The sequence below is a fragment of the Nostoc sp. genome (genome assembly GCF_036917395.1).
GTDB lineage: Bacteria > Cyanobacteriota > Cyanobacteriia > Cyanobacteriales > Nostocaceae > Nostoc.
The window spans coordinates 1-25,686 of the sequence record NZ_JBALDI010000042.1; the positions used below are offsets into that span (position 1 = coordinate 1).

20 protein-coding genes are annotated in these 25,686 nt (G+C 42.9%); 7 read left to right on the forward strand and 13 right to left on the reverse strand.

What is annotated here, in order from left to right; genetic code table 11:
• Positions 1 to 66 precede the first annotated feature (66 nt).
• Both V7K46_RS14500 and V7K46_RS14505 read left to right on the forward strand, forming a co-directional pair.
• Positions 67 to 798: a tetratricopeptide repeat protein gene (locus tag V7K46_RS14500; RefSeq protein ID WP_335114198.1), complete on the forward strand. Its 732-nt coding sequence runs from the start codon at positions 67 to 69 to the stop codon at positions 796 to 798.
• A 173-nt stretch (positions 799 to 971) separates the two neighbouring features.
• Positions 972 to 1,517: a hypothetical protein gene (locus V7K46_RS14505; RefSeq protein WP_335114200.1), complete on the forward strand. Its 546-nt coding sequence runs from the start codon at positions 972 to 974 to the stop codon at positions 1,515 to 1,517.
• Between the two features lie 70 nt (positions 1,518 to 1,587).
• Here the strand turns inward: V7K46_RS14505 and V7K46_RS14510 are convergent, their stop codons facing one another.
• Complete coding sequence (locus tag V7K46_RS14510; RefSeq protein WP_335114202.1) at positions 1,588 to 1,725, reverse strand: hypothetical protein; 138 nt, start codon at positions 1,723 to 1,725, stop codon at positions 1,588 to 1,590.
• Positions 1,726 to 2,195: 470 nt separating this feature from the next.
• Between V7K46_RS14510 and fba the strand changes: the two genes are divergently transcribed.
• Positions 2,196 to 3,275 (forward strand): class II fructose-bisphosphate aldolase, encoded by a 1,080-nt coding sequence (fba, locus tag V7K46_RS14515; RefSeq protein ID WP_335114204.1) that lies wholly within the window; start codon positions 2,196 to 2,198, stop codon positions 3,273 to 3,275.
• A gap of 163 nt (positions 3,276 to 3,438) precedes the next feature.
• On the opposite strand, the gene V7K46_RS14520 is transcribed toward fba, so the two are convergent.
• On the reverse strand, positions 3,439 to 4,251 hold the full coding sequence (locus V7K46_RS14520) for a carbon-nitrogen hydrolase family protein (RefSeq protein ID WP_335114206.1): 813 nt from the start codon (positions 4,249 to 4,251) through the stop codon (positions 3,439 to 3,441).
• A 210-nt stretch (positions 4,252 to 4,461) separates the two neighbouring features.
• On the opposite strand from V7K46_RS14520, the gene V7K46_RS14525 reads away from it, so the two are divergent.
• Positions 4,462 to 5,055: a MarC family protein gene (locus V7K46_RS14525; RefSeq protein ID WP_334726357.1), complete on the forward strand. Its 594-nt coding sequence runs from the start codon at positions 4,462 to 4,464 to the stop codon at positions 5,053 to 5,055.
• A 256-nt stretch (positions 5,056 to 5,311) separates the two neighbouring features.
• On the opposite strand, the gene trxA is transcribed toward V7K46_RS14525, so the two are convergent.
• From trxA to V7K46_RS14540, 3 genes are all read right to left on the reverse strand, one after another.
• Entirely contained in the window at positions 5,312 to 5,635 is a 324-nt protein-coding gene (trxA, locus tag V7K46_RS14530; protein WP_069070846.1) for a thioredoxin, read from the reverse strand.
• A 425-nt stretch (positions 5,636 to 6,060) separates the two neighbouring features.
• Positions 6,061 to 7,224, reverse strand: a complete 1,164-nt coding sequence (locus V7K46_RS14535; RefSeq protein ID WP_334726358.1) for a GuaB3 family IMP dehydrogenase-related protein — start codon at positions 7,222 to 7,224, stop codon at positions 6,061 to 6,063.
• A gap of 528 nt (positions 7,225 to 7,752) precedes the next feature.
• Entirely contained in the window at positions 7,753 to 8,283 is a 531-nt protein-coding gene (locus tag V7K46_RS14540; protein ID WP_335114208.1) for a YdcF family protein, read from the reverse strand.
• Between the two features lie 417 nt (positions 8,284 to 8,700).
• On the opposite strand from V7K46_RS14540, the gene V7K46_RS14545 reads away from it, so the two are divergent.
• Positions 8,701 to 9,240, forward strand: a complete 540-nt coding sequence (locus V7K46_RS14545; protein ID WP_335114210.1) for a hypothetical protein — start codon at positions 8,701 to 8,703, stop codon at positions 9,238 to 9,240.
• A 68-nt stretch (positions 9,241 to 9,308) separates the two neighbouring features.
• Here V7K46_RS14545 and V7K46_RS14550 read toward each other — a convergent pair whose 3' ends face one another.
• The 7 genes from V7K46_RS14550 to V7K46_RS14580 all read right to left on the reverse strand — a co-directional run bounded on the left by V7K46_RS14550 (position 9,309) and on the right by V7K46_RS14580 (position 21,343).
• A complete protein-coding gene (locus V7K46_RS14550; RefSeq protein ID WP_335114212.1) occupies positions 9,309 to 9,938 on the reverse strand; it encodes a restriction endonuclease subunit R in 630 nt (209 codons plus the stop codon).
• A 152-nt stretch (positions 9,939 to 10,090) separates the two neighbouring features.
• Complete coding sequence (locus V7K46_RS14555; RefSeq protein WP_335114214.1) at positions 10,091 to 11,344, reverse strand: exonuclease SbcCD subunit D; 1,254 nt, start codon at positions 11,342 to 11,344, stop codon at positions 10,091 to 10,093.
• Between the two features lie 301 nt (positions 11,345 to 11,645).
• Positions 11,646 to 12,797, reverse strand: coding sequence for a PepSY-associated TM helix domain-containing protein (locus V7K46_RS14560; RefSeq protein ID WP_335114216.1), 1,152 nt, complete (start codon positions 12,795 to 12,797; stop codon positions 11,646 to 11,648).
• Positions 12,798 to 12,882: 85 nt separating this feature from the next.
• Positions 12,883 to 15,510, reverse strand: coding sequence for a TonB-dependent siderophore receptor (locus V7K46_RS14565; protein ID WP_335114218.1), 2,628 nt, complete (start codon positions 15,508 to 15,510; stop codon positions 12,883 to 12,885).
• A 637-nt stretch (positions 15,511 to 16,147) separates the two neighbouring features.
• A complete protein-coding gene (locus V7K46_RS14570) occupies positions 16,148 to 17,170 on the reverse strand; it encodes a helix-turn-helix transcriptional regulator (protein WP_335114220.1) in 1,023 nt (340 codons plus the stop codon).
• 1,098 nt (positions 17,171 to 18,268) lie between these two features.
• Entirely contained in the window at positions 18,269 to 18,994 is a 726-nt protein-coding gene (gene cysH / locus V7K46_RS14575; protein WP_335114222.1) for a phosphoadenosine phosphosulfate reductase, read from the reverse strand.
• Positions 18,995 to 19,753: 759 nt separating this feature from the next.
• Positions 19,754 to 21,343, reverse strand: coding sequence for a DHA2 family efflux MFS transporter permease subunit (locus tag V7K46_RS14580; protein ID WP_335114224.1), 1,590 nt, complete (start codon positions 21,341 to 21,343; stop codon positions 19,754 to 19,756).
• A 299-nt stretch (positions 21,344 to 21,642) separates the two neighbouring features.
• Between V7K46_RS14580 and V7K46_RS14585 the strand changes: the two genes are divergently transcribed.
• On the forward strand, positions 21,643 to 22,239 hold the full coding sequence (locus tag V7K46_RS14585; RefSeq protein WP_335114226.1) for a TetR/AcrR family transcriptional regulator: 597 nt from the start codon (positions 21,643 to 21,645) through the stop codon (positions 22,237 to 22,239).
• Positions 22,240 to 22,421: 182 nt separating this feature from the next.
• Here the strand turns inward: V7K46_RS14585 and patD are convergent, their stop codons facing one another.
• The gene (patD, locus tag V7K46_RS14590; protein WP_335114228.1) at positions 22,422 to 22,775 is read right to left on the reverse strand and encodes a heterocyst frequency control protein PatD; all 354 of its coding nucleotides are present in this window, start codon (positions 22,773 to 22,775) and stop codon (positions 22,422 to 22,424) included.
• Positions 22,776 to 23,066: 291 nt separating this feature from the next.
• Between patD and V7K46_RS14595 the strand changes: the two genes are divergently transcribed.
• On the forward strand, positions 23,067 to 25,337 hold the full coding sequence (locus V7K46_RS14595; protein WP_335114492.1) for a RelA/SpoT family protein: 2,271 nt from the start codon (positions 23,067 to 23,069) through the stop codon (positions 25,335 to 25,337).
• The last annotated feature ends 349 nt before the right edge of the window (positions 25,338 to 25,686 follow it).

The window sequence follows — 25,686 nt, forward strand, 5'->3', positions numbered from 1 at the left end:
ATTTTTTTGCCTCTAGATGTGTGTTTTTATTCTTACTTGCCTTTTTTCTCTAAGTAATTTCCGGTTGTGACACTTGGGGTGCGGAAGGTGGGTTACTATGGGCAGTGCTTGTTCTACACGGGGGAATATCAGGCGGCGGCTGAGATGATGCTGAAAGCTTATGGTTTGTATCCCAACGATTGTGAAATCTATCGGGCGTTGTGCGAGATTTTGCCTGTTGCTGGGCGACTAGAAGAATTACAACCTCTATTAGAAGAGATGCTTGAGCGTTTTCCTGAACGGTGGAGTCTTTGGGCGACGGTGGGGCGAGTGCTGGTGGAAACCTTTCAAGAGATTGAACGAGGGTGTAGTTTCTCTGCCAAGGGAATGCAACTTCAACCCCAATTAGCTGATGCTTGGTTTGGTTATGGGCGGGTGTTGGCTTTGGCGCTTAAACATCAAGAAGCGGTGGCAGCTTTGGAAAAAGGATGGCAGTTTTTGTTAGCAGTAGCAGGTGATCTGCAATCTGCGCCTGCTGCGGTGTGGCTGGGAGAAAGTTATCGAATGCTGGGGGATGATGGGGCTAGTCGGTGGTGGTGGCAAGAGGCTTGTGTGCGAAGTGAAAAACTGAAGTCGTTTAACTCAGCTACGGCTGATTACTGGCAAGGGAGAGCGTTAGAGGGGTTAGGCGATACTTTAGGGGCGATGCAGGTTTATCGCAGTGCTTTGAATTTGCAGTTGTTTTATCCTGCCCACGGGGAGGTTAAGGAGGCTTTGAAACGGTTGCAAGCGATGGTGCGGAAGGGTTCTCGTTCTTGAGTTGGTTTTATCAGATGGATTTATTTAGAGAAAAAACGCCTCTAACTCGAAAAATTCCAAAATCGACCAGTGGAAACGTCTTATAGATGTGAAGAACAAAAAAAGGCATTCAGATGCTTATTAACGGAGTGCCCTTCTGAACACAACACCAAACACAAGAGGCCAAGAAACTTATGACAAAGCTAAAAGTCGAATTAGTTGACGTTTATTGCCGAGATACCGAAGATGTAACCGGTGCTGACGATTTTTATCTGGTCGGTGGTTTGGTTGGAGGAGAAACCACCAAGGCAATTCTGACAACTCCTATTAAAATCAATGATAAGCAAAAGAAATCTTTCAAACCAGACCAAACCGTTTTATTTGAGGGCGAAGTCCCACAAGGACAAAGCGTCAAAGGCGGACTAAAGGCTTACGACGAAGATGCTGCAAAAGACTGGGCTAACTACGGTGACACAGTTAAAAAGATTAGTAGTGCTATTTCAGGTGCTATAGCATCAACAGGTCCACAAGGAGCTGTTGCGGGAACGATACTTTCAGCAGCTACAACCGGAGGAGGCTTTCTTGCTAGTTTAGATAAAGATGACTTACTGGGTAGTACCGAATTAGAAATTTCTTCCACAGGACCCTCGCATGAAGAGCAAGCTTGGAAAATGTCCAAAAGCGGTATAGGCTGGTCCACCTGGGACTACACAGTTACCTATCGTATTAGCCGTTCCTAGAGGACTGATTAATAACAGTACAATCGCCTGATCTGGGAAGGGGCGTTAGCAAGAAAGCTTACGCACCTTCTTAGGTGTCTGTGCGATGTCTACAACGGGCTGTGCTGTTCGGCATCACGTCTTTGTTAAGCATTTGAATTGAGACAGCTTTGAAGATGTAAAGCGATCGCTGATCTTCGCCTTTGTCAGTGCGATCAGTTAACAACACTATACTGATTTTTGATTGTAAAAAGAGCGATCGCCCTACACGATCGCTCTTTTAATTGCAGTCAGTGCGATCGCCACTTTATGATAAAATTTTACTAATTCCGTGGGCTAGGCATAATCTAGTCCAAAATGCAATATTTAGGGGAAAACACCCTTACAGCATTTGTCAAAAGTTATTACCTTTAGGTTGAAGCGATCGCTTTGAGATGACTATTTTGAATACTGGGCTACCAAAACTACTAGTTGCAGGGTAGCTAAATTTACAGCAATACACAGCAAGTATGAGGCATAGTACAGTAGTAGAGAGTAAGTATAGGGCATATTTATAGTAACTATGGCGTAAAGTTTTTCAACATAGACACACCACACTAGTTATAATTTCCTATAAGTTGAAAAAACTCTTAAGATTTAGCGTGATTATTGCGCTTCTTTCACACCGACTAGCTGACAACCACATTAGGAGGACTATCTATGGCGCTTGTACCACTGCGGCTGCTGTTGGATCACGCAGCTGAAAACGGTTACGGCATCCCAGCTTTCAACGTTAACAATTTGGAGCAGATTCAGGCGATCCTGAAGGCTGCTGTCGAGACAGATAGCCCCGTAATTTTACAAGCTTCACGCGGCGCTCGTAATTATGCAGGAGAAAACTTCCTCCGCCATCTGATTTTGGCAGCGGTAGAAACCTATCCTCATATTCCCATTGTCATGCACCAAGATCATGGGAATGCGCCTGCTACCTGCTACTCAGCAATTAAGAACAACTTCACCAGCGTGATGATGGATGGTTCTTTGGAAGCTGATGCTAAGACCCCCGCTAGCTTTGAATACAACGTTAATGTTACCCGCGAAGTTGTAAACGTAGCTCATGCTCTGGGTGTCAGTGTTGAAGGTGAACTAGGTTGTTTGGGTTCTCTAGAAACTGGTGCTGGCGAAGCTGAAGATGGTCACGGGTTTGAGGGTACACTCGACCACTCACAACTGCTAACTGACCCCGATGAAGCTGTTGACTTCGTAGAAGCAACCCAAGTAGATGCCTTGGCTGTTGCCATTGGCACAAGCCACGGGGCTTACAAGTTTACCCGCAAGCCGACTGGAGAAATTTTGGCAATCAGCCGCATTGAAGAAATTCACCGCCGTTTGCCTAACACCCACTTGGTAATGCACGGTTCATCCTCTGTACCAGAAGATTTGCTTGCACTGATTAACCAATATGGTGGTGCAATTCCTGAAACCTACGGTGTACCAGTAGAAGAAATCCAAAAAGGTATTAAGAGTGGTGTACGTAAAGTAAACATCGACACTGACAACCGTTTGGCTATTACTGCTGCTGTACGTGAAGCTTTGGCTAAAAAACCAGAGGAGTTTGACCCCCGTCACTTCCTCAAGCCTTCTATTACATATATGCAGAAGGTTTGTGCTGAACGCTATCAGGAATTTGGCACGGCTGGGAACGCAAGCAAGATCAAGCAAGTTTCTTTGGAAGATTTTGCTGCTAAGTATGCTAAAGGTGAACTCAACGTTGTTACCAAGTCAGCTGCTAAAGTTTAATTTTGACAACAATTAAATAGGGGCACAGTGCTGCTATGCTCCTAAAAGACTGAGGATTCTTAATATCGGCATAAACCGGGTGGTTACCCGGTTTTTTGTTTTATTCCCAGGTAATGGGTATTGGTTATTTCCCCTCTGCCCCTCTGCCCCTTGTCCCCAGCACCTAGAATACTCGATGTTGTAAAGAGGGCATTTGACGGCGGACTTGTTCGAGCCTAGTCGGCTTGATTTGTGCGATCGCAATTCCCGGCTTTTCTCCAGCATCGGCTAAAATTACGCCCCAAGGGTCGATAATGACCGCGTGTCCGTGGGTTAGACGGCGGGCGTAGTTATTGCCTGCTTGGGCAGGAGCAATGACGTAGGCGGTATTTTCGATGGCTCTGGCTTGTAGTAGTACTTGCCAGTGGTCTTTGCCAGTTAAGGCGGTAAAGGCGGCGGGAATAAAGATAACATCGGCTCCCTTCTCTGCCAGATGACGGTACAGTTCCGGGAAGCGGACATCATAACAAATAGAAAGTCCTAAATTACCAAGTTTTTCTGAGAAATGGACAGGGGGTAGTTGCGTACCAGCCACAACAGTGCTGGATTCACGATAGGTGTTGCCGTCAGGGACGTTAACATCAAATAGGTGTACTTTGTAGTAGCGGGCAAGTTCTTGACCGTTTGGGTCGATAAGTAGAGTGGTGTTATAAACTTTGCCTGTATTGTCTACAGGAAGTGGAAAGCTGCCGCCCAAGATTGTAATTTGAAAGCGTTGAGCCATTTTTTTCAGAAATTTTTCACTTTCAAGAGCGATCACATCGCCTTGGGCGAGTTTGTCTTTTTCTTCTCCCATATAGGAAAAGTTTTCTGGCAAACCTACCAATTCAGCACCTTGACGCACGGCAAGCTCGATTAATTCTTCTGCCTGGGCCAAATTTTTCTGTAAATCTGGCACACTGGTCAATTGAATAGCGGCGGCTAAATAAGATTTCATAGGTTCAACAACGAACAGTTGATTTATGGAAGATAGATTATCAAAATATATCGCTAGTTAAACATTTGTGGAATTTAATTAGAAATGTGTCAGCGAAGATTTTCTTTAACGGACTTGTTTTATCGCTGATCTTAATATTCCTCTGGGTTCTAGCAAACTGAGCAAGATTAAGATTAGGTTGTGATTAAACCTTGATCAAAACTACCTGCTGTGGATATTCCTATTCTCATTCAAACATTTATCGCTGTGTTTGTCCTGGCAGATGCAGTGGGCAATATACCAATTGTTTTAGTTTTGACTAAGGGCATGATGCCAGACCAAAGAAACAAAGTTATAGATAAAGCAATTATCATTGCGATCGCAGTTCTTTTGCTATTTGCCTTTGCAGGGCAAGTAATTTTAAATTATTTGGAAATTAGTATCGGCTCTTTGCGAGTAGCAGGAGGACTATTGTTGCTGTTAATTGCTTTGCAAATGCTGCGGGGAGAATTAGATCAGCCGATTATTGAGGAAGGACGCGATGTTGCAATTACTCCACTAGCTTTACCACTGCTAGCGGGGCCGGGGACTTTGACAACGGTGATGTTGCTAATGTCGAAATCACAGAGTCCGCATATTGCTGTCGCGGTGGGTATCTTAGGGGCGATGTTTATGACTTGGTTGATTTTGCGTTTAGCAAATCTGATTGACCAGTGGATTGGTGCAGAAGGTGGAATAATTGTGACTCAACTTTTGGGTTTTTTGTTGGCGGCGCTAGCAGTGGAAATTGGTAGTACGGGAATTAGGGAGTTGTTTTTGAGCTAGAAAACTCCTAAAAATATTCGCAATCGGAAAGTATATAGCGGTTCTCGTTTACGTGAGATATAGCCGTAGGGGCACGGCATTGCCGTGCCCCTACACTTTGCGATGTAAGGTTGTACCGCATCTGAATGGGAACCGCTATACAAATGTAAATAAGTTTGAAAGACGAGAAATTCGCGCCTCTCAAACTTGTTTATAAAAATTAACCTAAACTTAGAACAACATGGATAACTCAAGAGGATTTTATTGCCGATTGAGTTCAAAGATACTTTTCGAGGGTGGAAGCTAATGTAGTTTTAGGCACAGCGCCGACCACCATATCCACTTTTTGTCCACCCTTAAAAATCATTAATGTGGGAATGCTGCGGATGCCGTATTGACTAGCAACATTAGGATTTTCATCTGTATTGACTTTTACGACCTTTATTTGACCTTTGTACTGTTCGGAGATTTCATCGACAACAGGAGCTACCATACGGCATGGTCCACACCAGGGTGCCCAAAAGTCAACTAAAACGGGTACATCGCTGTCGAGTACTTCTTGCTTGAAACTAGAATCGGTAACTTGTGCGGCTGTTGACATGCCTAAAACCTTCGCCAATAATATCTGAACTTGGTGAAAATTCTACCATAGCAAAAACCTCAGCTTGGAAGTGCGAGGATGTACATTTGCAAAGAAGCTCTAGAATTTATTTAAAAACATAAGGAACCGCCCGAACAGTAGTCCGGGCGGAGTGTGGTGTGAGGAGTGAACGGAAACATTCGTCTCCGCTATTTCTATTGTAGGCGACATATCGGATTTTTCCAGCAATTGTTTAGGGGCCTGGAAAAATTTATTCCAAAATTAGGTATTGGGGAGCCACTGCGCCCTTGCGGTTCTCCGACTTGTACCCCTCCGGGGATCTTGCTACGCGCAGTGTCTCCCTTAGGAGAAGCAAGTGGCGTCATTGAGCATTGGGCATTAATTATTTCTTCCCCATCTGCCTCATCTCCCTACTCCCTACTCCTTTATTTCCCCATACCTAATTGTTGAGCTTTTTGATAAACTTTACCCTCAGTTAATAAAGAAGGCGCAATCACAACTTCCACTTGTTGCATTTCTTTAATATTTTTAGCTCCTAAGGTGCCCATGCTCGTCTTTAAGGCTCCTAAAAGATTGTGAGTGCCATCATCTAGTCCTGCTGGGCCAATGAGTATTTGCTCTAGGCTACCAGTGGTGGCAACGCGAATGCGGGTGCCACGAGGCAAGACTGGGCTGGGAGTCGCCATGCCCCAATGATAACCTCGTCCTGGGGCTTCGGCGGCTCTGGCAAAGGGGGAACCAATCATCACACCATCAGCACCACAGGCGATGCATTTACAAATGTCGCCACCGGTGATTAAACCGCCATCAGCGATGACGGGGATATAGTTGCCAGTTTCCTTATAGTAATCATCTCGTGCCGCAGCACAATCAGCGATCGCAGTTGCCTGTGGTACACCCACACCCAACACACCACGGGACGTACAAGCAGCACCAGGTCCAATTCCCACCAGTACCCCAGCCGCCCCAGCTTTCAACAAATTCAACGTGACTTCGTAAGTCACGCAATTCCCCAATACTACGGGGATGGGCATGGAACGGCAAAATTCTGCTAAATCAAGTGGTACTAAAGACTCTGGTGACAAATGTGCAGTAGAAACTACGGTAGCTTGTACAAAAAATAAATCTGCCCCAGCTTTTGCCACCGCCTCACCGTATTTACTTGCACCGGCTGGAGTTGCACTCACCGCCGCAATACCACCTTGTTGTTTAATTTCCTGAATACGTTGTTCAATTAATTCCGGCTTTATTGGTTCGGCATAGAGTTCTTGCATCAAGGCAACAAATTCATCTTTCCCCACAGAGGCAATCCGATCTAATATTGGCTCTGGGTCAGCATAGCGAGTTTGAATCCCCTCTAAATTGAGGACACCTAATGCTCCTAACTGTGACAAACGTACAGCCATGCGAACATCTACTACGCTATCCATTGCACTGGCAATTATCGGGATTTCTCGCTCAATATTGCCAATACGCCACTTAGTATCTGCCAAACTGGGGTCTAGTGTTCTGTTACCGGGGGCTAGAGCAATTTCATCTATTCCGTAAGCTCTGTGAGCTGTTTTTCCCCGCCCAAGTTGAATTTCCACGCTTTAACTTTTCTCAAATCTGTTTAAGCTAGGGTATCAAATTGTGAGATAGATTGGGGCGTTTTTTTTCCGAACTATACAGAGAAATTCCAGTTACCCAAGCCGCCGCTCAAAACTTTGGTGGACGCAAAGTATGCACCAAGAAAGCAAATGAGCAAAAGTTGTTAATTGGTTTGAAGGTTAGTGTTGTTTGAAGGTTAGTGCTGCACTAGTTTTTCGACAATTGAACTTTGATGTGTTTGTTATTACTAAGTTCATGTCAAGATGATTGGCATTAGTTCTCTTAATCTCCTTGTATTAACTAAGGTCAAGCTCATACAAATTCCTATAAATGATTCCAAATTGGAATAATTTGTATTGTTTCAAATCGATAAACCTTCTGAATATGAAGATTTTCAATTCCATTATCCAAAATCGTTCGACTGAGCGACTTGTACCGAGGTAAGTCGAGGTAAGCCGTACTCCTACGGGGAAGCAAGCTACGCGTAGCGTTCCGCAGGAAAGTCCAAAATTCAAAATTGGTTTGATTTATCGTTTATTTTTAGCTGCATCCACACCAGTGTAACCAGTGGCTAACCAAATTATCGCTCTGGCTCCATCGCGAATAGATTTTTCGATAGATTCAGGAGGTTTTTCGGAAGGAACTGGCACTGGTTTTAAATAAATACCCCGACTACCCAAAATAATTTCGCCGATGACACAAGCTCGGCGCATATGGAAGTCTGAAGTAATCAAATAAACGCTCTTGATGCCGCGAGCTTGCAAATCATCCACTAACGTAGTAAAATTAGTAACTGTATCTACAGCTTCGTAGTCCAAGTGTAAACGTTTGCGATCAACACCAGCTTTGGTAAACACTTGTTGGGTGAATCTAGGTGGACTACCCCCAGTAATCCAAATTGGTATATTTGGATGCTCTCGAACAAATTTTGCTGTAAACTTCTCTCGCTCTAAATGTCTCGTTGAACCACCTAACACTATAACTGCTTGCGGCTGTACAAATTGGTTTTGTACTTCTTTATATCCCCACCAAATGATTAAGGGTAGGACAAAAGCCATAAAACGAAAAGATTTACCTGTAAAAAGTAGCTTATTCAAGGCTGGATAACTTTATTTACTGAGTCCCTAATTTCTCTGGCTAGAAAAAAACAACAATTGATATGTAGAGTAGCAAACTCCTCAAAAATCTGCCCAAATTTATATTTGAATGGTTTTCATGTTACAGCGCGATTAAGCGTGCTTGAAGTTTTTCCTCTAATTGATGGATTATCCTAACCTGTATCGGACAATCCATCAAAGGGTTCTAGCAGCTTGTCCCAGAACCCCATTTAGTAAAGACACGAAATTTCGCGTCTTTACACGCTCTATTGAAATATAATTGGCATCTATCAATACCTTTGCCAAAAAATAAGAGCCTACAAAAATTTTGGCAAAAATTGGCAAAATTACCCATACATAAGCGTTTAACTAACAAGAGTGGTTGGACTGTCAGAACCTTATGCTGCCGAAGTATTAGCATCTAATATTCATGAAAAAATAACAGTTTCAGAATATATCGTTCTGGCGACTGAGCGATTTAGAGATGCAAATTATCAATTAGCTGAAGAATATTTTAAGAAGGCAGTTAACGTAAGCAGAAGCAACCTCCATCCATCAGGTCAAGTCTCTAACTTCCAACAGCACATTGCATTAAAAGCTTTGGCAGTATTTTACTTTCAGAATCAACCTTTACGGAGTTATGAGAAAGCTAAAGATAACTTTGCTCAAGCAGTTGAATTATTAGAAAGTGGGAGTGATCCTAATTCATTCTTGAGATTAGGAGAAACTTATGAGATTTGGGGGTTGAATAGTCTGTATAATCAATTTACTCAAGATGGTAATGGACAAATTGAAAAAGCTAAAAGATACTATTCGCAATTACCTCCTCCACAATCACCTTATGACCCTATATCTCAGCAATTAATTGAAAACTTAGATAAAAAAATAGAAGCTATTAAAAAGAATTTAAATCCTTAAATTCTGCTAAACCACTTCAAACAAAATCGCCTTTAGTGAATCCTGCTGTACTAATGAAGCGATAAGATTTAAGCACTTGCCAACCGAGTCAGATGCTTGAGTATGCGGAGTACATCGTACAATTCATTTCCAGGGTTTCGCATCAAAAAACCCTTTGATAAAGCATAACGCGGTGGATTTCCTTTCACTAATTTGACGAAAATGAACTCGCTTCCCGTAGCAATCATACCAAAAATTGATTTATCGTTATACCAATTTCCTAACATATAAGCAAGAATTTGTGCGAGTCCTTGTTCCACTGAAAAGGAAGCTCTTTTAGACTCAATAATCATCACCCAAAATTGCTCTTTCAAAACTAAGGTATCTATTCTTCCTTTGATGATTACATCTTCATCTGGCACAGCAATATCTATAGACTCTTCTGATTTTACATAAAACGGGGCTAGATAAAAATCCCCGATAAAAAGCAATGGGTCTACAACTGCCATTCTCACTACATCTTCTAGTAAAGGTGGATAATTAAGAAGATTTAAATAACCCGTTTTAACTTTATCTAAAAGTTGTTTATCTAAATCATTAATTTCTGGTAAATCTTGTTGCCATTCGCAGAAAAATAAATCATCGAAAACTAACTGAATCCCAAAGTTATCAATTAAATAGCGTAAGTCGATGACCTTTGCTTGGATTGTTTGCGTCATAAATTTTGGCAACTATAAAACAGGGCTTACACCAAATACCTCTAAAATTCTGATTTCCAGCGATCACGCAGCGTCTCAACTTGGCATAAATTCAGAATAATTGTTAATTACGAATTACGAATTACGAATTACGAATTACGAATTATTTTAACCTATTCACTAGTTGCTGCTTCCAGCCAGACTTCCACATCATCTGCTAATAACTTCTGTGCAGCCTCCAGCATTGATGCTGCTATGTCTTTGAGGTCTTCGCGGTTGTTCAAATAAGTTTTCAACGCTTCCATTGGGTCGATGCTGCTACTCGCACTCAATTCAGGAATCCGGGGCCTGGCTAGTTGACTGACTAATTCTGCTTGAATGGTATAGGTATGAGCGGCACTTAAAGCAGTATGTAGAGAAGAACTGTCAATTAAATCCATCTGTTCAGAGCGGAGTTTGTAAATTAGCCGCACTACTGCATCTTGAATATTATATTTGGCGATCGCTTTCATTAATACTGCCTGGGGATCATCTGCTTTCGAGACATCCGCTTCAATTGTGCGGAAAGTCCGAACTGTTAAGGGACAAAATTCCCACTCAGCGCTCCCCCGCTCCAGTTCCAGCATTACATAACCTTTGTCTTCTTTTTCTTCACTAAAATCCACCCGCTCAATACTCCCTGGATAAATCACCGGTGGGTTGTTGGATTTATTCAAATTTTGGTGGCGGTGGACATGTCCCAACGCTACATAATCAAAACAAGGTCGCGTCAGCAAAGATAGGGGTAGAGTAAACCCTTTACCCACCGCCAAAAAACGTTCTGCGCCTAAGGCAGCATTGTCAGACATCAAGTGAGCCAGAAGGACAGTTGGCACATCGGGGTCAAGACGGCGAATTTCCCCTTCTAAAACAACTCGCAGGCGTTCTGTTAATAGTTGGTTGACTTCTGCCAAAGACAAACCTTCAGTTTCTTGGCGAGTCATCAAAGTCGAACGAGTTAGCCAGGGAAGCGTGATTACTTGCACTTTGCCATTGCGGGTTTCGATGCAGTGAGTAGTTAATGTATCACCGACAACAAATCCTGGCACTCCCAAAGTGCGGTAAATATTTAAACTCGCCCCTCCCTGTCCTTGGGAGTGTTGGTCGTGGTTGCCTACCAACAGTACTGTGGGAATATTGGCATCCATGAGACGGCGAAATTGGCTGGCAAAAGCTTGTTGTACATAAGGCGGTGGTGTAGCATCTGGGAAAGCATCGCCACCAAATATCACCATATCTACAGTATCTGTCAGCGCTCGGTCAATACATATAGATAGGGTGTTGACAAAATCCTCTAACCGTGTATTCAATCCAGTCGCGGGATTAATTCGTCCGTGGGAGAAGCCACTTCCCATGTGGATGTCGGAGAGGTGGAGGATTTTAATCATATTTGTCCTTTGTTCTTTGTCTACATATTAATAACAAATAGCTATTGAGAACTGTTTAAATGTCTCTAACTTACCAATGACTCGTCAATATTCTACGTTTTTCCCTTGGGGATATTGTATTTTTTATTACTTTAGTCTTAAAAAGATTGGATAAAAATATGCGCTTTTGCCAAAACTTTACTTAAAACCCACATTCCGCACGCTCAGTTGTCAAAATCAGTTTTGTCAGATTTTTAACCCAGTTAAATGTTGTATTTAATACGAAAAACCTCAAATCAGGATTGCGATCGCGTATTGTCAGTTAATTGCGGCGTAAATGTGACAGTTCTATTGAGCGATCGCTTATCGTAGTTTTTGGTTGATAGCGATACCGCCACATGACAAAGCCAGTAATAAATAAAATTAAGGGTGCAAGTCCGACAAAGACGTAGAAAATTCGAGATGGCAATCCCCAGAAAGTACCGAGGTGTAGAGGAGCAAAAGAATAGAGGATGCGATCGCCCAATGAAACCTGCAAAGAACTATGGACTTGTAAAACTTTACCACTGTATTGGTCGAGATAAACATCATAATCTACATCTTTTTGAGTCTGCTTAAAGTTAACCGTTAAGACTTCTTCTGGTTTACTTGGAAAAGAAATACTCCTGAGCGAGCCATTTGGTAAAGCAGCTTGAGCTATTTTTAATTGGTCTTTTAGTAAGAGTGGAGACTTCCCGCCAATAGGGACAGAAACCGGATTCGCTTGCTGGTTGGAGAAGGTCAGAGTATAGATCATCGGGTTGACGAACTCACTGAAGCTCCAGCAAAATCCTGTGAAAAATGTGAAGATGAGGAATACTACTGTAATCACCCCAGCAACTTTGTGAACATCAAAGTTAACCCGTTTGAGATGAGCATTCCACTTGATTTTGAATCCAGATATCAATTTGCGCCAACCAGGCCAAAGGATAATCCCTGTAATGCTCATGAAAGAGATCAGTAAACCAATAATGCCCAAAAACTTATAGCCCCAGTCACCTGCTAAAAGACTATAGTGAAGCGGGTAGACGATTTCAAAAAACTTTTGCACAAAGCTTGACTTTAAGTTTAAATTATTACCTAGAATTGCTCCTGTGTAAGGGTTAACGTAATTTTCTGTCCAATCATTTTTTTTGGTTTTCAGCACAACACTCATCGGCTCACTTGGCTTGGTGGGCAGGTAAACCGACTGGAGAGTTGCATCTGGTTGATTGCTATATGTCTTTTTTACAGTATTTATTACAACCTCAATCGGCAGTGGTTGACCTTGAGGGATAATTGTGTAAATTGGGCGCTGTTGAGCAAAGTTTTCCATTTCGGAGTGGAAGACCAATAGACTACCAGTCAAGCCGACAATAATTGCAATTAGTCCCACAGCGAAACCAATGTAGCGGTGTAGAACAAATACCAAGTGGTAGAGTTTTTTAGAGTTCATAGCTGATGTTCGTTGGTTTAGTTTTTGTTACCCTGGTAAAAAGACTTGTGTGTACACAGTAGCCTTTTCATGGGGCAAGGGAAGCTCAGAACTCCCAGGAAATCGTGCCCTGTACGGTGAATGGCTCACCCGGAAAAACACGCAGGTTGCTAAGGGCAGTGTCAAAGTAGTCCACATCAAACAGATTTTTGAAATTGAGCTGTGTGCGTAACTGTCCCCGTTTGTAGAAAATAGCAGCATCGGTTGTGAAATAGCTGGGCAATTTAAAGGTATTTTCCAAATCGCCTTGCCTGTCGCTGACAAAGAAAAAGCCCACGCCAAACCCCAACCCTTGCAAAGAACCTTTTTGAATTTCATAGGTTGTCCATAGGTTAAAGGAATTCTCTGGCGTATTATTTAATCGGTTCCCGACCGGATAGGTGTTATCGTTTGTAATCTGAGCATCGGTGTAGGCATAGCCACCATAGAATTTCCATCCCGGCAAGATTTCACCGGACAGGTTTAGTTCAATCCCCCGGCTGCGCTGTCCGCCAATTTGGATGTTAAAGTTAGCATGAGCTGGATCTGGATCAGGCGTGAGAATATTGGACTTGGTCAGGTCGTAAAAGGCAAGGGTTGCCGATAGTTTGCTGCTAATATCTGCCTTGATGCCCACTTCATACTGAGTACCGCGTTCGGGTTCAAACAGATTGCCATAAAAATCTTGTTTACTCTGTGGTGGGGTAAAGGAGCGGCTGTAACTGGCATACAGTGAAATCGGCTCTATGGGCTGATAGACGATGCCAAAACGAGGAGTGAAGGCATCACTCGAATCGCTGCTTTCTGTGTTGGCTAACTCATCTCTACTTGTGGAGCTGGAGGTGTCAAACCGTCCACCTAGCAGCAACTTCAGATTATTAGTCAAGTTGACCTGATCCTGAACATAAAAGCCCAGTGTATCAGTCGAACCGGAACTCTTATATCTATCAGTGATGTCACCAAACGGCTGACCATACACGGGATTGAACAGGTCAATGGATGGCGCAGTGGTATAAACCCCGGTCGATTCAATGGTGTCGGTTCGACTTAGATCGACTCCGAATAGTAATTGATGCCGAATCGAGCCAGTGGAGAATTTACCAATCAAATCGGCTGTCAAGTTATAGGCATTGTAATACTCTTTGTAGTCGCGAACACCATAACGAGCCAGGGTGCGCTTGTCGTCCTCAAGATAGTCAGAAAGGGCAAGTTTGTCAAAATCGAATCGAAAGAACGTTGCATTGAAGGCGTTTCGGAATGACCAGTTCTCGCTAAACTGATGTTCCAACCTGTATCCTACTCTACCCGTCTTCCCTTCTTGATTATAGTCAGGTTCACCAATGTAGCGATTAAGCGGTATTTTACCATTGGGGTTGGGAAGGACAGTGCCTTCGGCGGGTAAACCCCGCAGGCCATTTTCAGTTTTTTGGTCAGTGTAATCTGCCTCTAGAGTCAAGTTGGTTTTTTCACTAATGTCCCAACGCAGGACAGGCGCAATGAAAAACACTCTGTTGTTGAAAAAATCAGTGGTTGCCTCTCTATCCAAGTAAGACGTATTCAGTCGATATAATACTGTCTTTGAGTTATTCAGTGGTCCAGACAGATCCACAGCACCCCGGTAAAGGTTATTATTGCCAAGGGTTGCTTCAATGGCATAAAAAGGGTCGCGCAGAGGCTGTTTGGTAATGATATTTAGCGTCCCACCTGGACTGCCCTGACCAAACAGAACTGAAGCTGGACCTTTGAGCAATTCAATTCGCTCAATATTCGATACTTCAATCGAATTAGCCGCATATCCAGTTGGCAACCCATTCCTGATCGCATTGCCATCAAACCCTCGAGTCTTAAATTGGACATCTACAGTACCAGTATTGGCACCACCGGCACCGCTTAGAGTCAAACCAGTGATGTTTTTGAGCGCCTCAGCAGTACTCGTAACTTGTTGATCCCGTAGAACCTCTTGAGGAATTACCTGAATCGATTGGGGAATGTCACGCAGGGGTGTATCGGTTCTAGTGCCGGCGGAAGCATTGGGTACGCGATACCCATCTTGCTCCCCTGTCACCACCAACTCAATTGGTTCATCACCAGAAGCTGATGGTTGCTGTGGCTGTGTCTGGTTTAGTGGCTGTTCAGGTTTTGGCTGTTGTGTTTGGGGTTGTTGCCCTTGCCCAGCCGCCGCACTTGCAACACCAAAAACCAAACCCTCCCTTGGACTATCATACAACTCCACAACTGGTAAACCCGCTTCACCCGTTACTATCAAGCGGATAGTATTGCCATCTAAGTTAGTCGCAGTTACAGTAGTGATTCCCTGTGCTGGTTGCTGTTGGCTAAATTTGTTACCTGATGGTAGAAACAATTGAGCATTTTTAATATCTGCAATAAAGTTATTACCTTGACTTTTGACATCTACTTGCAATTTATCCGATGCAGTTGTTTCTAAAATTACATCAATTCCTTTATTTGTGGTGTTCACCTTAACTTGAGTGATTTTCACCACTAAATCATTCTCTATATTTTGAGATAACAAGTTTTTTGCAGTGGTTGAGAGATGTTGTGAATCAACGACTGTAGGTATTTCAGTGATGACTTGACTTCCTTTTGATTCAGCTAAGGCTGCTTGAGTCAGTAATAGGGGGGCGAAAATCCCAATCCCTAGATTAAAAATAAAAAATCGCCAAGGTTGTTGCAAGATATTGCTCCTCACAGAAATTTAGTCCAAATTTTTATTAAAAATAATTTGCAACTATTTTAAGGAGATTACACATTTACAGCACAACAAATCTAGGCCATAGAGGACAAAAATTAGACCATAAAGGACAAGTTTTAACTGGTCGCGGCAAGAGCGTAGCATTAATTTTTCCCTACCTTAATCCCCCCTTATAAAGGCGGGAAACCGGAAATCTAGTTCCCTCCCCAATACATCCTACGGTGGTGTACACAAGTCGGAAAAACTTCATCTACCAAAGATTTGCAGTGCGTTACGCTGGCGTGACAAAGCTAAATTGTTGCAATCATGGCGATGCCTGCGGTTCTTGCTAGCCAACGCATTCGTTATATCGGCAGACTCATTTGTTATATCGGCGTGTCCATAATGCACCCTACGAAACTATTAGAAGAGTTCAAACCTATGCTGGTCATACTTGTGTGTATACCCTAGCCCCAATACATCGATGAGGGTTAGGGTGGGGTAAAACCTATTCTTAAACTCAGATGTGTAAATTATTCCAGACTTGTGTGTACACCGTAGCCTTATAGGAGAGTAAGATTCATCGCACTGACGTTAATTTTTCCACTCTTATTCCTAATCCCTAACCCCTTTTACATGATCATTCCATAACAATCTTCCCGGCTCGACAAGCACCAGGGGTAATACCAAACTTGCGCTTAAAAGCGTTTCTAAAATGACCTAGATGTGAGTAACCAACCACATTTACCACTTCTTCCACAGTCATTTTGCCCTCTTGTAAAAACTGCTTTGCTTCTTCCAAACGATAATCCCGCAAACAGGCAAATGCAGTTGTGCCAAAAATCTCACGAAAGCCAAGTTTTAGCTTCATATGATGCAGCCCGACAAGTTGTGCTAAATCAATTAGTGAAGGTGGCTCGATCTGATTTTGAATTAAAATTTCCTTAGCCTGGTAAATCTTTTCCACATCAACAGGCTTGAGACTAGTAACTGGGTACTGTCCTTGTTCAGTTTCGACAAACTGAGTCAATTGCCACGATAAAAGTTCGATGACTTTGCTTTCTAAATACATCCGCTTCATCATCCCCTGATGAGGAGAATGCAAGATTTGCTCTAAGGCTAAATGCATTTGGTGGGTGATTTGACCAACTTGACGATGAAATAGAGGCAGAGTATCAGACTCTAGCAGTACTTGTAATGGTTCAGGTAGAACTTCTGAACCTGTAGAAAATGACCTAAAGAAATCGAAGTTGAAAAGAATTAGAATTGTCAGTTCTGTACCTACTGCCACTTCGTCAATTTGTTTTATATCTGACAAATAAAATAAATAATTTTTACCCGCTTGGTGTATATAATCAGCTTTGAAGGATTTATCTTGATTTCCAGAAATCATTATCCTACTACTTCCTGCCAGAGAAAACCTTGCTACAATCCATTGATGACTGTCAAACAAGTTTTCTACACTTAAGTCACTCAGCCATGTGCCATCATACAGTACCAGATGGACTCCGTGTCGCAGTTGAACTTCACGATAACTGCCTGTAACATAGCGATCACTATATTTGACAATGCGATCATAACCTTCAGTATTGTAGGCAACTTCATAACCCTTGCGGTTTTCAAGATGCTGTTGATGGTATTGTACTGATGAAATTGTCTCCATAGCCTTTGACTGCTCAACCACAAGTATCTTTAGTATCTTGCAGAATGGCAACTTTGTTTTTAGTCGAAGCAGCGATCGCTTAGTTTGCTTTTATTACGATCTTGGCTCTTGCACTAAGACCCTGATATGAGTTGCGGAATCTTGTTGTAATGCACGACGATTGCGATCGCAACACTCTCTACTACACTTAACTGAGCGATCGCCGCATCTAGGCTATACAGCGTCTTGAAAGTGGGTAGACTAGAGGGGTTGCTAAAGGTATCGCCCGACTACAGCATACAGGGATTTAGCCAAAAGTTTTCTTTGAAGGGCAATCGTAAGGAAGAGAATCATCAAACAAAACTCCTTCGTCTAAGGAAAGTTGGGGTAACAACTCCCACGAAATCGTGCCTTGTGCTAGCAAATTCTACTTCGCCTAGTCGTGGAATCTCTCTAATCGTTCTGAAATCGCGTAGTACTTTTGCGAACGCAGATTCATTTTGTATCTGTTGAGAGTGTACTTCAGTAGCCCTTGCAATAAGTGCAACATCGAACCAAATAGAGCCTGTAACCAGCAGAATTTTCAATATTTGCCTTAACACCATTTGTCACACCTACACTTACTCTCCATCTGCTATTAACTCTCAATAAACCAGCAAGTAGCTGCTATTTACTGATAATTTAATCATGTAATTGAGAATTAACTTATACGAAGTAGGTAAGCAATTACAAATAATTATCAGAATTTCTGAGAAAAGGCTAAATTCAAACCTTTTCCGTTTTCCCAAACCACACTCTTAGATGAAGAGTGCTTATCCGAACTGTATTGGGATCACACCCACCGTACCGTAGCTGGTGAATTGCCTGGTGCAGCCCATCAGTGAGCATTACATACATCTGCGATCGTCAAGGGAGCAATGCCAGCTATCTGCATCTGTTACGAATAGCACGCTTGATAATCCCAAAACACTTATGATTTAAGCAGTTTGTAATTGCTTGCCTAAATTTGTTGTGTAACAGTATTATCTAACCGCAAAGGCTCAGAGTAACCAAAGAAGGGGAGAGTTGGGGGAAATTCTTCTTTTATTCTATTCCCCACTCCCTACTCCCTACTTCCCCTTAAATATGAATTCCGCATTCTGTTTTTTCACTTCCCCGCCAACGTCCGGCCCGTTCGTCTTCGCCTTCACCTACTTTGGTGGTGATGGGTTGGTCGCCAATGCTGGGATAACCTTTATCGTGTAGAGGGTTGTAGATGACTCCGTGTTCAGCGACGTAAACCCAGCTGTCTTGACGTGTCCAGGCGGCTATGGGATTTACTTTCAGCCGACCTTTACCGTCTAATTCAAATATGGGCATATTAGCACGCGTTACTGCTTGGTCACGGCGGCGTCCGGTGATCCAAGCGACGCTGTTGAGTTCGTCTAAACCCCGTAGCAGTGGTTCAATTTTTGTAACGTGGTGGAATTGGGCAATATCCTTGTCCCAAAGTTTGTCGCCGTATTTGGCTTCAAAGGCTTCGCGGGTGTCTACATCTGGAGTTTTGTAAGTTTGCAAATCCAGGTTGTAGACTTGTTTAGCTTTGGCAACTAATTCTAGGCTTTCGTCAAAGTGGTGCAAGGTGTCGAGAAATATCACAGGAACGGGATGCTTCAGTTCACTGTAAAGAATATGGGTAATTATCATGTCATCCACGTTAAAGGCGCTCGTTTGCACCAGTCCCGTTGGGATATTGTCTATAGACCATGCCAGTATTTCTTTGGGAGTGGCACTTTCAAATTGCTCATTTAATTTGTCTAAGTCAAAAGCGCTCGTTTGGTTTCTAGATGCCGTGGAGACTGTCATGATAATCTTCTGTTCAAATATTTTTACCTTGATTAAGATTTATTTTAGCTCACAAAGGCGCGTATTCCGCTCGGAGTTCAGGTAATTATTCTGTTCGGGAATCACTACATTATGGAACTGGAGAGACCAGGAAAATAAACGATTAAAAGTAAAAATTAATACATAAGTAATTAATTCAGTATTTACTAAGAAACTTTACGGTTTCTTAAGTTTTACAATACTTTTATGGATATTTATACTGATGTTGATATGGTTAAGGAACTATTAACAAAAAGGATTTTACTTAAATGAACAATTCAAAATCCCGTAATCCCTTAGGCGAATCTATTATTATGGGCGCTTTAATGATGTTAACCAGCGTAAGCATTATTACAATAATGAACTTTTTCTAAGATAAAGATTTCTAATTTTAGCAATAAAACTTCACATAGTCCGGCTCAAAACTGAGCAGGGCTTTTACTTTTCTGAGCCACATATATGGGTATATATTAAGCCTTTTTAGTGACTTCCGGTAGAGAATAATTTTTAACCCGTGTTTTTACGTAGTTTTGCAATTAGAGAATTTAAGATTACGTGAGTTCGACAGGTCATATCATATCTGTCTAGTTAGTTGAATCAAAAAACCTCTAAGAGGTTTGACTACGCAAAACCTGTCCTTCTCCGACTCCCAGAGAGACAGACTTGAACTAAAGTTCAAGACAGGGAGAGGTTTGTCGAACTCATGTTAAAATGAGACTGCGATCACTATTTACTTTACCCCTAGTGACCGACTGGCGCTTTCGCCCCTGCACCGCCTTTACCCAGGAATAGTAACAGGGGTAATGAGCAAAGGAACGCCACGCCTACGACTCGAAAGCAATCTGCGTAAGATAAAACAGCCGCTTGGGTATCTACTATTTGACTTAATAAAGCTAGTGCTTGTTGTTGAGCTGTAGTCGCATCCATACCTTGGCTTTGGAGTGCCCCGTTGAGTGCATCGAGGCGCTGATTGGTTTCAGAATCATAAGGACTAAGTTTTGCTAACAGGATGGCTCGATGAAAAGCCTCTCGTCGGTCAAGCAGAGTGGTGAGTAGGGCAATGCCGATGCTACCACCTAGTTGTCGGGTGAGGTTGTAGAAACCAGACCCAGCAGAAACATCTTGTTTGGGTAGCGGGCCTAAAACTGCCAAACTCAAAGGGAGAAACATCAACACAGTAAAAGCCCCACGCCATACCAATGGCCAAAATAAATCATCTGTGCCGGTTTGTGGGGTAATTGTTGCTAGTTGAAACATGACTCCAGATGATCCGACAGCGCCCATTGCAATTAATATTCTGGCATCAATTTTACTAGACAGTTTGCCTAATAAAACCATAACGATCGCAGACGCTAAAGCCCCAGGTGCTAATAATAGTCCTGTCTGTGTTGCCGTAAATTGCAGCACACTCTGAGCGAAAATCGGCACAGCAAAGAGTGTCCCATAAAGCCCCATACCCACCAGTGCTGAGAGAACGCTTCCCGCAGCTAAAGAACGGTGACGCAAAACTCTCAAATCCACAGCCGGGTGATCTGTTTTCAGTTCTCGCCAAATAAACAGTCCCAATCCGATAATACTAGCGATCGCCAACGTGGTGATGAAACCGGAGGAAAACCAATCGTCTTCCTCTCCTTCCTCTAACAAAGTTTGTATAGAGCCGATAGCAATAACCAAAAACCCAATCCCGAACCAATCGACAGCTTGGCTTTGTGTCTGGCTCTTGTCTTTGTCTTTGAGCAAAAATACAAAGGACATCGCCACTGCAACGATCCCGAAGGGAATATTAACAAAGAAAATCCACCGCCAGCCCAAACCATCTACCAAGAATCCTCCTAAAGTTGGGCCAATGGCTGGACCAGAAATTACACCTACCCCAAAAACTGCCTGAGCCATACCTTGTTCAGCAGGTGGAAAAGTCTCGAACAAAATCGCTTGTGCTTTAGCTAGCAACCCCCCACCACATAAACCTTGAAGAATTCGAGAAAAAACTAGCATTGGTAAATTAAATGCCAACCCGCATAAAACGGAGGCAAGGGTAAAGCCAATCAACGAGAAGATGAAGTAGGTTTTGCGCCCAAAGTAATCTCCCAGCCATGCAGATAAGGGAATTAAAACGACGTTAGCGATCGCATATCCAGTCACCACCCAACCAACTTCACTAACAGTTGCACCCAAACTAGCTTGGATGTCAGTCAGAGCAACGTTAACAATACTGGTATCAATCACTTCTAAGACTGCACCAATGGAAGCTGTGAAAGCGATCGCCCACTTCAATGGTCCCTGCACATAACCAAATTGATCAAAAGTTGAATGTTTAATGTTGGTAGCCATTATTAGCACAAATAATATTTGGAAGATGTCAAACCGATACCTGGCTTTGGCGTAGCCCAACCCAAAGCTAAAATTAAATATTGTATATATACGCTACCGTAGCGTATCATATTGAAACGGTCAAGAGAGTTTTCAATGAAAAGTGGCAGAAATACCTATGCTAAAGATGGATAGTCACTCCTGCTGTTTTCATGTACAAGAATTGGGTTATAGGGCTTATTTGTTTCCCATCGGGTATGTTCAATGCCCAAAAGTAGAAGCAAATGGCCAAGAAGATATTGCTTGGGGATGATATTTTTATGAGTAACCAAATTAACAGCGCTTCTGGACGCCCACGCAGCATCCACGCTGACCAAGCTATTCTGCAAGCGACTTTGGATCTGCTTGCAGAGGTAGGATATCAAAGTATGAGTATAGAAGCGATCGCTTCCCGGGCTGGAGTTGGTAAAACGACCATCTATCGGCGTTACACTTCCAAAGAAGAACTAGTTGCAGACGCGATAGAAAGTCTGAGGGATGATTTAGCAATCCCCGATACTGGTAGCTTTTGGGGAGACATGGATATCCTAATCAATAATGCCACCAAAAAAATAGATAGTCCCCTTGGTCGTCAGACACTCGCCTTGATCATCAGTACAGCGTCTAGCAATCCTCAGTTTGCAGAGGTTTACTGGACAAAATATACAAAACTTCGACGTGAAGCCTTTTCTAAAGTACTTGAGCGTGCCAAATCTAGAGGCGAAATTCACAAGGATGCAGACGTAGACTTAATTATCGATCTCGTGAGCGGATCACTATATTATGCACTGATCTTCAAACCCACAACTGAGCCAGTAAAAGCGTACATGCGCCGCACAATGAATCTTCTCCTCAAAGGTATTGGGAATGGCGTATAGGGCATTGGGCATGGCGCATGGGGACAAGGAAGACAAATTTGATCTAAGAAAGTCTTAGATCAGAACTTTAGAGGGACAAAGAGAATAACTAATTCCCAATGTCCAACTTGTTGCCAAAATAACTTTTCACGAACGGTCGTAAATGAGATGATGGATTAATTAGAGAAAAAGGTAAAGAATTGTTATTTTTCTTTTTCCGCTTCTGGTTGCAAAATGGCATCACAGTATTGAATGAGAGTTGTCAAGCGATCGCTAATCGTCTGAAGTCTCGTTTGTGCAGTAGAAGCCTGCCGCGCTCCTTGCAAAAACATCACATCTATTTCCAACAGGCGCAGTTGCTTGCTCATCTCCGTTTGATAAGACTGCACTTGCCAGTTTTCATCAGCCAAAGGCACAATTTGCTGCCCGAAAAATTGCTGCAACGAGGCTACACGCACTCGCAGTTCGGGCGCAACGATTTGGGTAGTTGTGGCATCGGAGCGTAATTGCTCTAACAAGGTTACGAGTGCCAGATATTTTTCACGGTTTAAAGACATCTAGTACTAATTAAGATATATTAATGTCAAGTAATTTTTCTTCTACAATAAACTTTCTTAAGACTTATCAGCACTAAAAGTCTCAAATCATGGTTTGAGGCTTTGTTTCCCATCAATCCATTTTCTTTATGATCCTTGAAACTTACACCGGATGACTACCAACGGCAATTGGAGAATCATCCTTACACTGTTTTTTCTACCCGTCTCTGGGCGACAGCATCTTCTTCGGGCGATGCTGCCAGTTTTATTTATCATTCACATTATCTACCGATCCACTCTAAACCCAATTGTATGAGCAGCCTAGCTATAAATTCATCTGTTGATCTAACCATTCCAGAATGGTTAAAAAAATGTTTGAAGGAGTCATCGACAATTAGCAATGAAGCTGAAGGTGACCGAAGGCATAATGATGTAGTTTTAATTGGTCGCGCATTTGAATTTGCCTACCAACTGCATCAAGGTCAATATCGCAAATCGGGAGAACCATACATTGCTCATCCCATCGCTGTAGCTGACTTGCTGCATGACTTGGGAGGTAGTGCTGCTATGATAGCAGCTGGATTTCTCCATGATGTCGTTGAAGATACAGAAGTTACAAGTCAAGAAATAGAAGAACGCTTTGGTTCAGAAGTGCGACAATTGGTCGAAGGTGTCACCAAGCTTTCTAAAATCAATTTCACAAGCAAAACCGAAAGCCAAGCAGAAAACTTCCGGCGGATGTTTTTGGCAATGGCGCAAGATATTCGAGTAATTGTGGTCAAATTGGCAGATCGTTTGCATAATATGCGAACTTTACAATACATGTCAGAGGCCAGCCGCCGCCGCAGTGCCCAGGAAACGCGAGATATCTTCGCGCCTTTAGCCAATCGCCTGGGGATTTGGCGAATTAAATGGGAACTGGAAGATTTGGCTTTTAAGTATTTGGAACCGGAAGCTTACCGCCAAATGCAAGAGCATGTTTCCGAAAAACGGACGGCGCGAGAAGAGAAATTGGTTAAAGCTACGAACATGTTGGAAGAGCGTTTGCAGCAAGCTGAAATCCACTTTCAAGAGATTAGCGGTCGCCCTAAGCACCTTTATAGCATTTACCAAAAAATGCACCGTCAGCAAAAGGAATTTCATGAAATTTACGATTTGGCTGCGTTGCGGATTATTGTTCAAACCAATCAGGATTGCTATCGAGCGTTGGCGGTGGTTCATGATGTTTTTCGTCCAATTCCTGGGAGATTTAAGGACTATATTGGATTGCCAAAGCCTAACCGTTACCAGTCGTTGCATACTGGAGTGATTGGACTAACTGGCCGTCCTTTGGAGGTGCAAATTCGGACAATCGAAATGCATCATATCGCTGAGTATGGGATTGCTGCCCATTGGAAGTATAAAGAAACAGGAGGTTCTAGTATTAGCCATTTGACAGCGACAGATGACAAGTTTACTTGGCTGCGGCAGCTGCTGGAATGGCAAACTGATCTCAAGGATGCACAAGAATATCTTGATAGCGTCAAAGACAATTTATTTGAAGATGATGTCTATGTCTTCACCCCGAAAGGTGATGTTGTTCCTTTAAGTCCTGGTGCTACTACTGTAGATTTTGCTTATCGGATTCATACGGAAGTGGGGAACCATTGTTCAGGGGCGCGGGTGAATGGGCGAATGGTATCTCTGTCAACACGGCTGCAAAATGGCGATATTGTAGAGGTTCTCACCCAAAAAAACGGCCATCCGAGTTTGGATTGGTTGAATTTTGTCAGAACTTCGGCGGCGAAATATCGGATAAAACAATGGTACAAGCGATCGCGCCGGGAAGAAAATGTCGCCCGTGGACGGGAATTGTTAGAAAAGGAACTTGGTAAAACTGGTTTTGATAGTCTGCTGAAGTCGGATGCAATGGAGATTGTCGCTGAAAAGTGTAACTACCACAGCGTGGAAGATTTACTTGCCGGTTTGGGTTACGGTGAAGTTACATTGAATCTAGTGCTAAATCGTTGGCGAGAAGTGGCGAAGGGACAACAACCAGTTTCCACTGTGCCGCTATTTCTCCCCAAAGAACCAACTACATCAAAAGCTTTGCGAGATGCACCTGCAACTACCTCCCGCTCCACAGATTCGCCAATTGTTGGGGTAGAAGGGTTGGTGTATTATTTAGCTGGGTGTTGTACCCCGATTCCTGGCGAACCAATTATTGGTGTGGTGACGCGAGGTAGGGGGATTTCGATTCATCGCCAAGGCTGCCATAATCTGGAGAGTGTGGAGTATGAGCGCTTAGTACCAGTTAGGTGGAACCCAGTCGCCGAAAATAGTGGTCGCCCGCACACTTACCCAGTGGATGTTCAAATTGAAGCCCTTGACCGCGTAGGGGTGCTAAAGGATATTTTGTCACGGTTGAGTGACCAAGGAATCAATGTCCGCCATGCCCAGGTGAAAACCGCTACTGGTCAACCTGCATTGATGGACTTAGGAATAGATATACGCGATCGCTCTCAACTAGAGCAAGTGTTCGTCCAAATTAAGAAAATGAGCGACATTCTGAATATCCGCCGCGTTGGTCAAATTGACGAGTAGTAAGGGTATTAGTATCCCCATAACAAAAAACCTTCTCTTACCAACATCCTAGTAGCCTGTTGGTAAACTCAATATGGTGGCTAGAAATTAGGTTTAAAGAGATAAGACCTTACTTGGCAATTTTGTCAATCATTGATTTGGGTTATCATTAATGAGATGATTTTGGTAAACTATAAAACATTGAGCAAAATAGCTGTGTTTACTGAAAGTAAATTTATCCGACTTATGCACTGTACAAATCAATTATGATATGCATTTCCCAAAATAGGACGTTTTAGGCTTTTATTAATCATTCTTTAGGGGTAAATAGACTCGCACCCTACAGGCACAGCAATGCTGTGCCCCGACG

Bases quoted from the DNA above. Each gene is read 5' to 3' on its own strand.
- V7K46_RS14505 (WP_335114200.1), top strand. From the start codon at position 972: ATGACAAAGCTAAAAGTCGAATTAGTTGACGTTTATTGCCGAGATACC.
- fba (WP_335114204.1), top strand. From the start codon at position 2,196: ATGGCGCTTGTACCACTGCGGCTGCTGTTGGATCACGCAGCTGAAAAC.
- V7K46_RS14520 (WP_335114206.1), bottom strand. From the start codon at position 4,251: ATGAAATCTTATTTAGCCGCCGCTATTCAATTGACCAGTGTGCCAGAT.
- trxA (WP_069070846.1), bottom strand. From the start codon at position 5,635: ATGTCAACAGCCGCACAAGTTACCGATTCTAGTTTCAAGCAAGAAGTA.
- V7K46_RS14540 (WP_335114208.1), bottom strand. From the start codon at position 8,283: ATGGCTTTTGTCCTACCCTTAATCATTTGGTGGGGATATAAAGAAGTA.
- V7K46_RS14550 (WP_335114212.1), bottom strand. From the start codon at position 9,938: ATGACGCAAACAATCCAAGCAAAGGTCATCGACTTACGCTATTTAATT.
- V7K46_RS14555 (WP_335114214.1), bottom strand. From the start codon at position 11,344: ATGATTAAAATCCTCCACCTCTCCGACATCCACATGGGAAGTGGCTTC.
- V7K46_RS14560 (WP_335114216.1), bottom strand. From the start codon at position 12,797: ATGAACTCTAAAAAACTCTACCACTTGGTATTTGTTCTACACCGCTAC.
- V7K46_RS14570 (WP_335114220.1), bottom strand. From the start codon at position 17,170: ATGGAGACAATTTCATCAGTACAATACCATCAACAGCATCTTGAAAAC.
- cysH (WP_335114222.1), bottom strand. From the start codon at position 18,994: ATGACAGTCTCCACGGCATCTAGAAACCAAACGAGCGCTTTTGACTTA.
- V7K46_RS14580 (WP_335114224.1), bottom strand. From the start codon at position 21,343: ATGGCTACCAACATTAAACATTCAACTTTTGATCAATTTGGTTATGTG.
- V7K46_RS14585 (WP_335114226.1), top strand. From the start codon at position 21,643: ATGAGTAACCAAATTAACAGCGCTTCTGGACGCCCACGCAGCATCCAC.
- patD (WP_335114228.1), bottom strand. From the start codon at position 22,775: ATGTCTTTAAACCGTGAAAAATATCTGGCACTCGTAACCTTGTTAGAG.
- V7K46_RS14595 (WP_335114492.1), top strand. From the start codon at position 23,067: ATGAGCAGCCTAGCTATAAATTCATCTGTTGATCTAACCATTCCAGAA.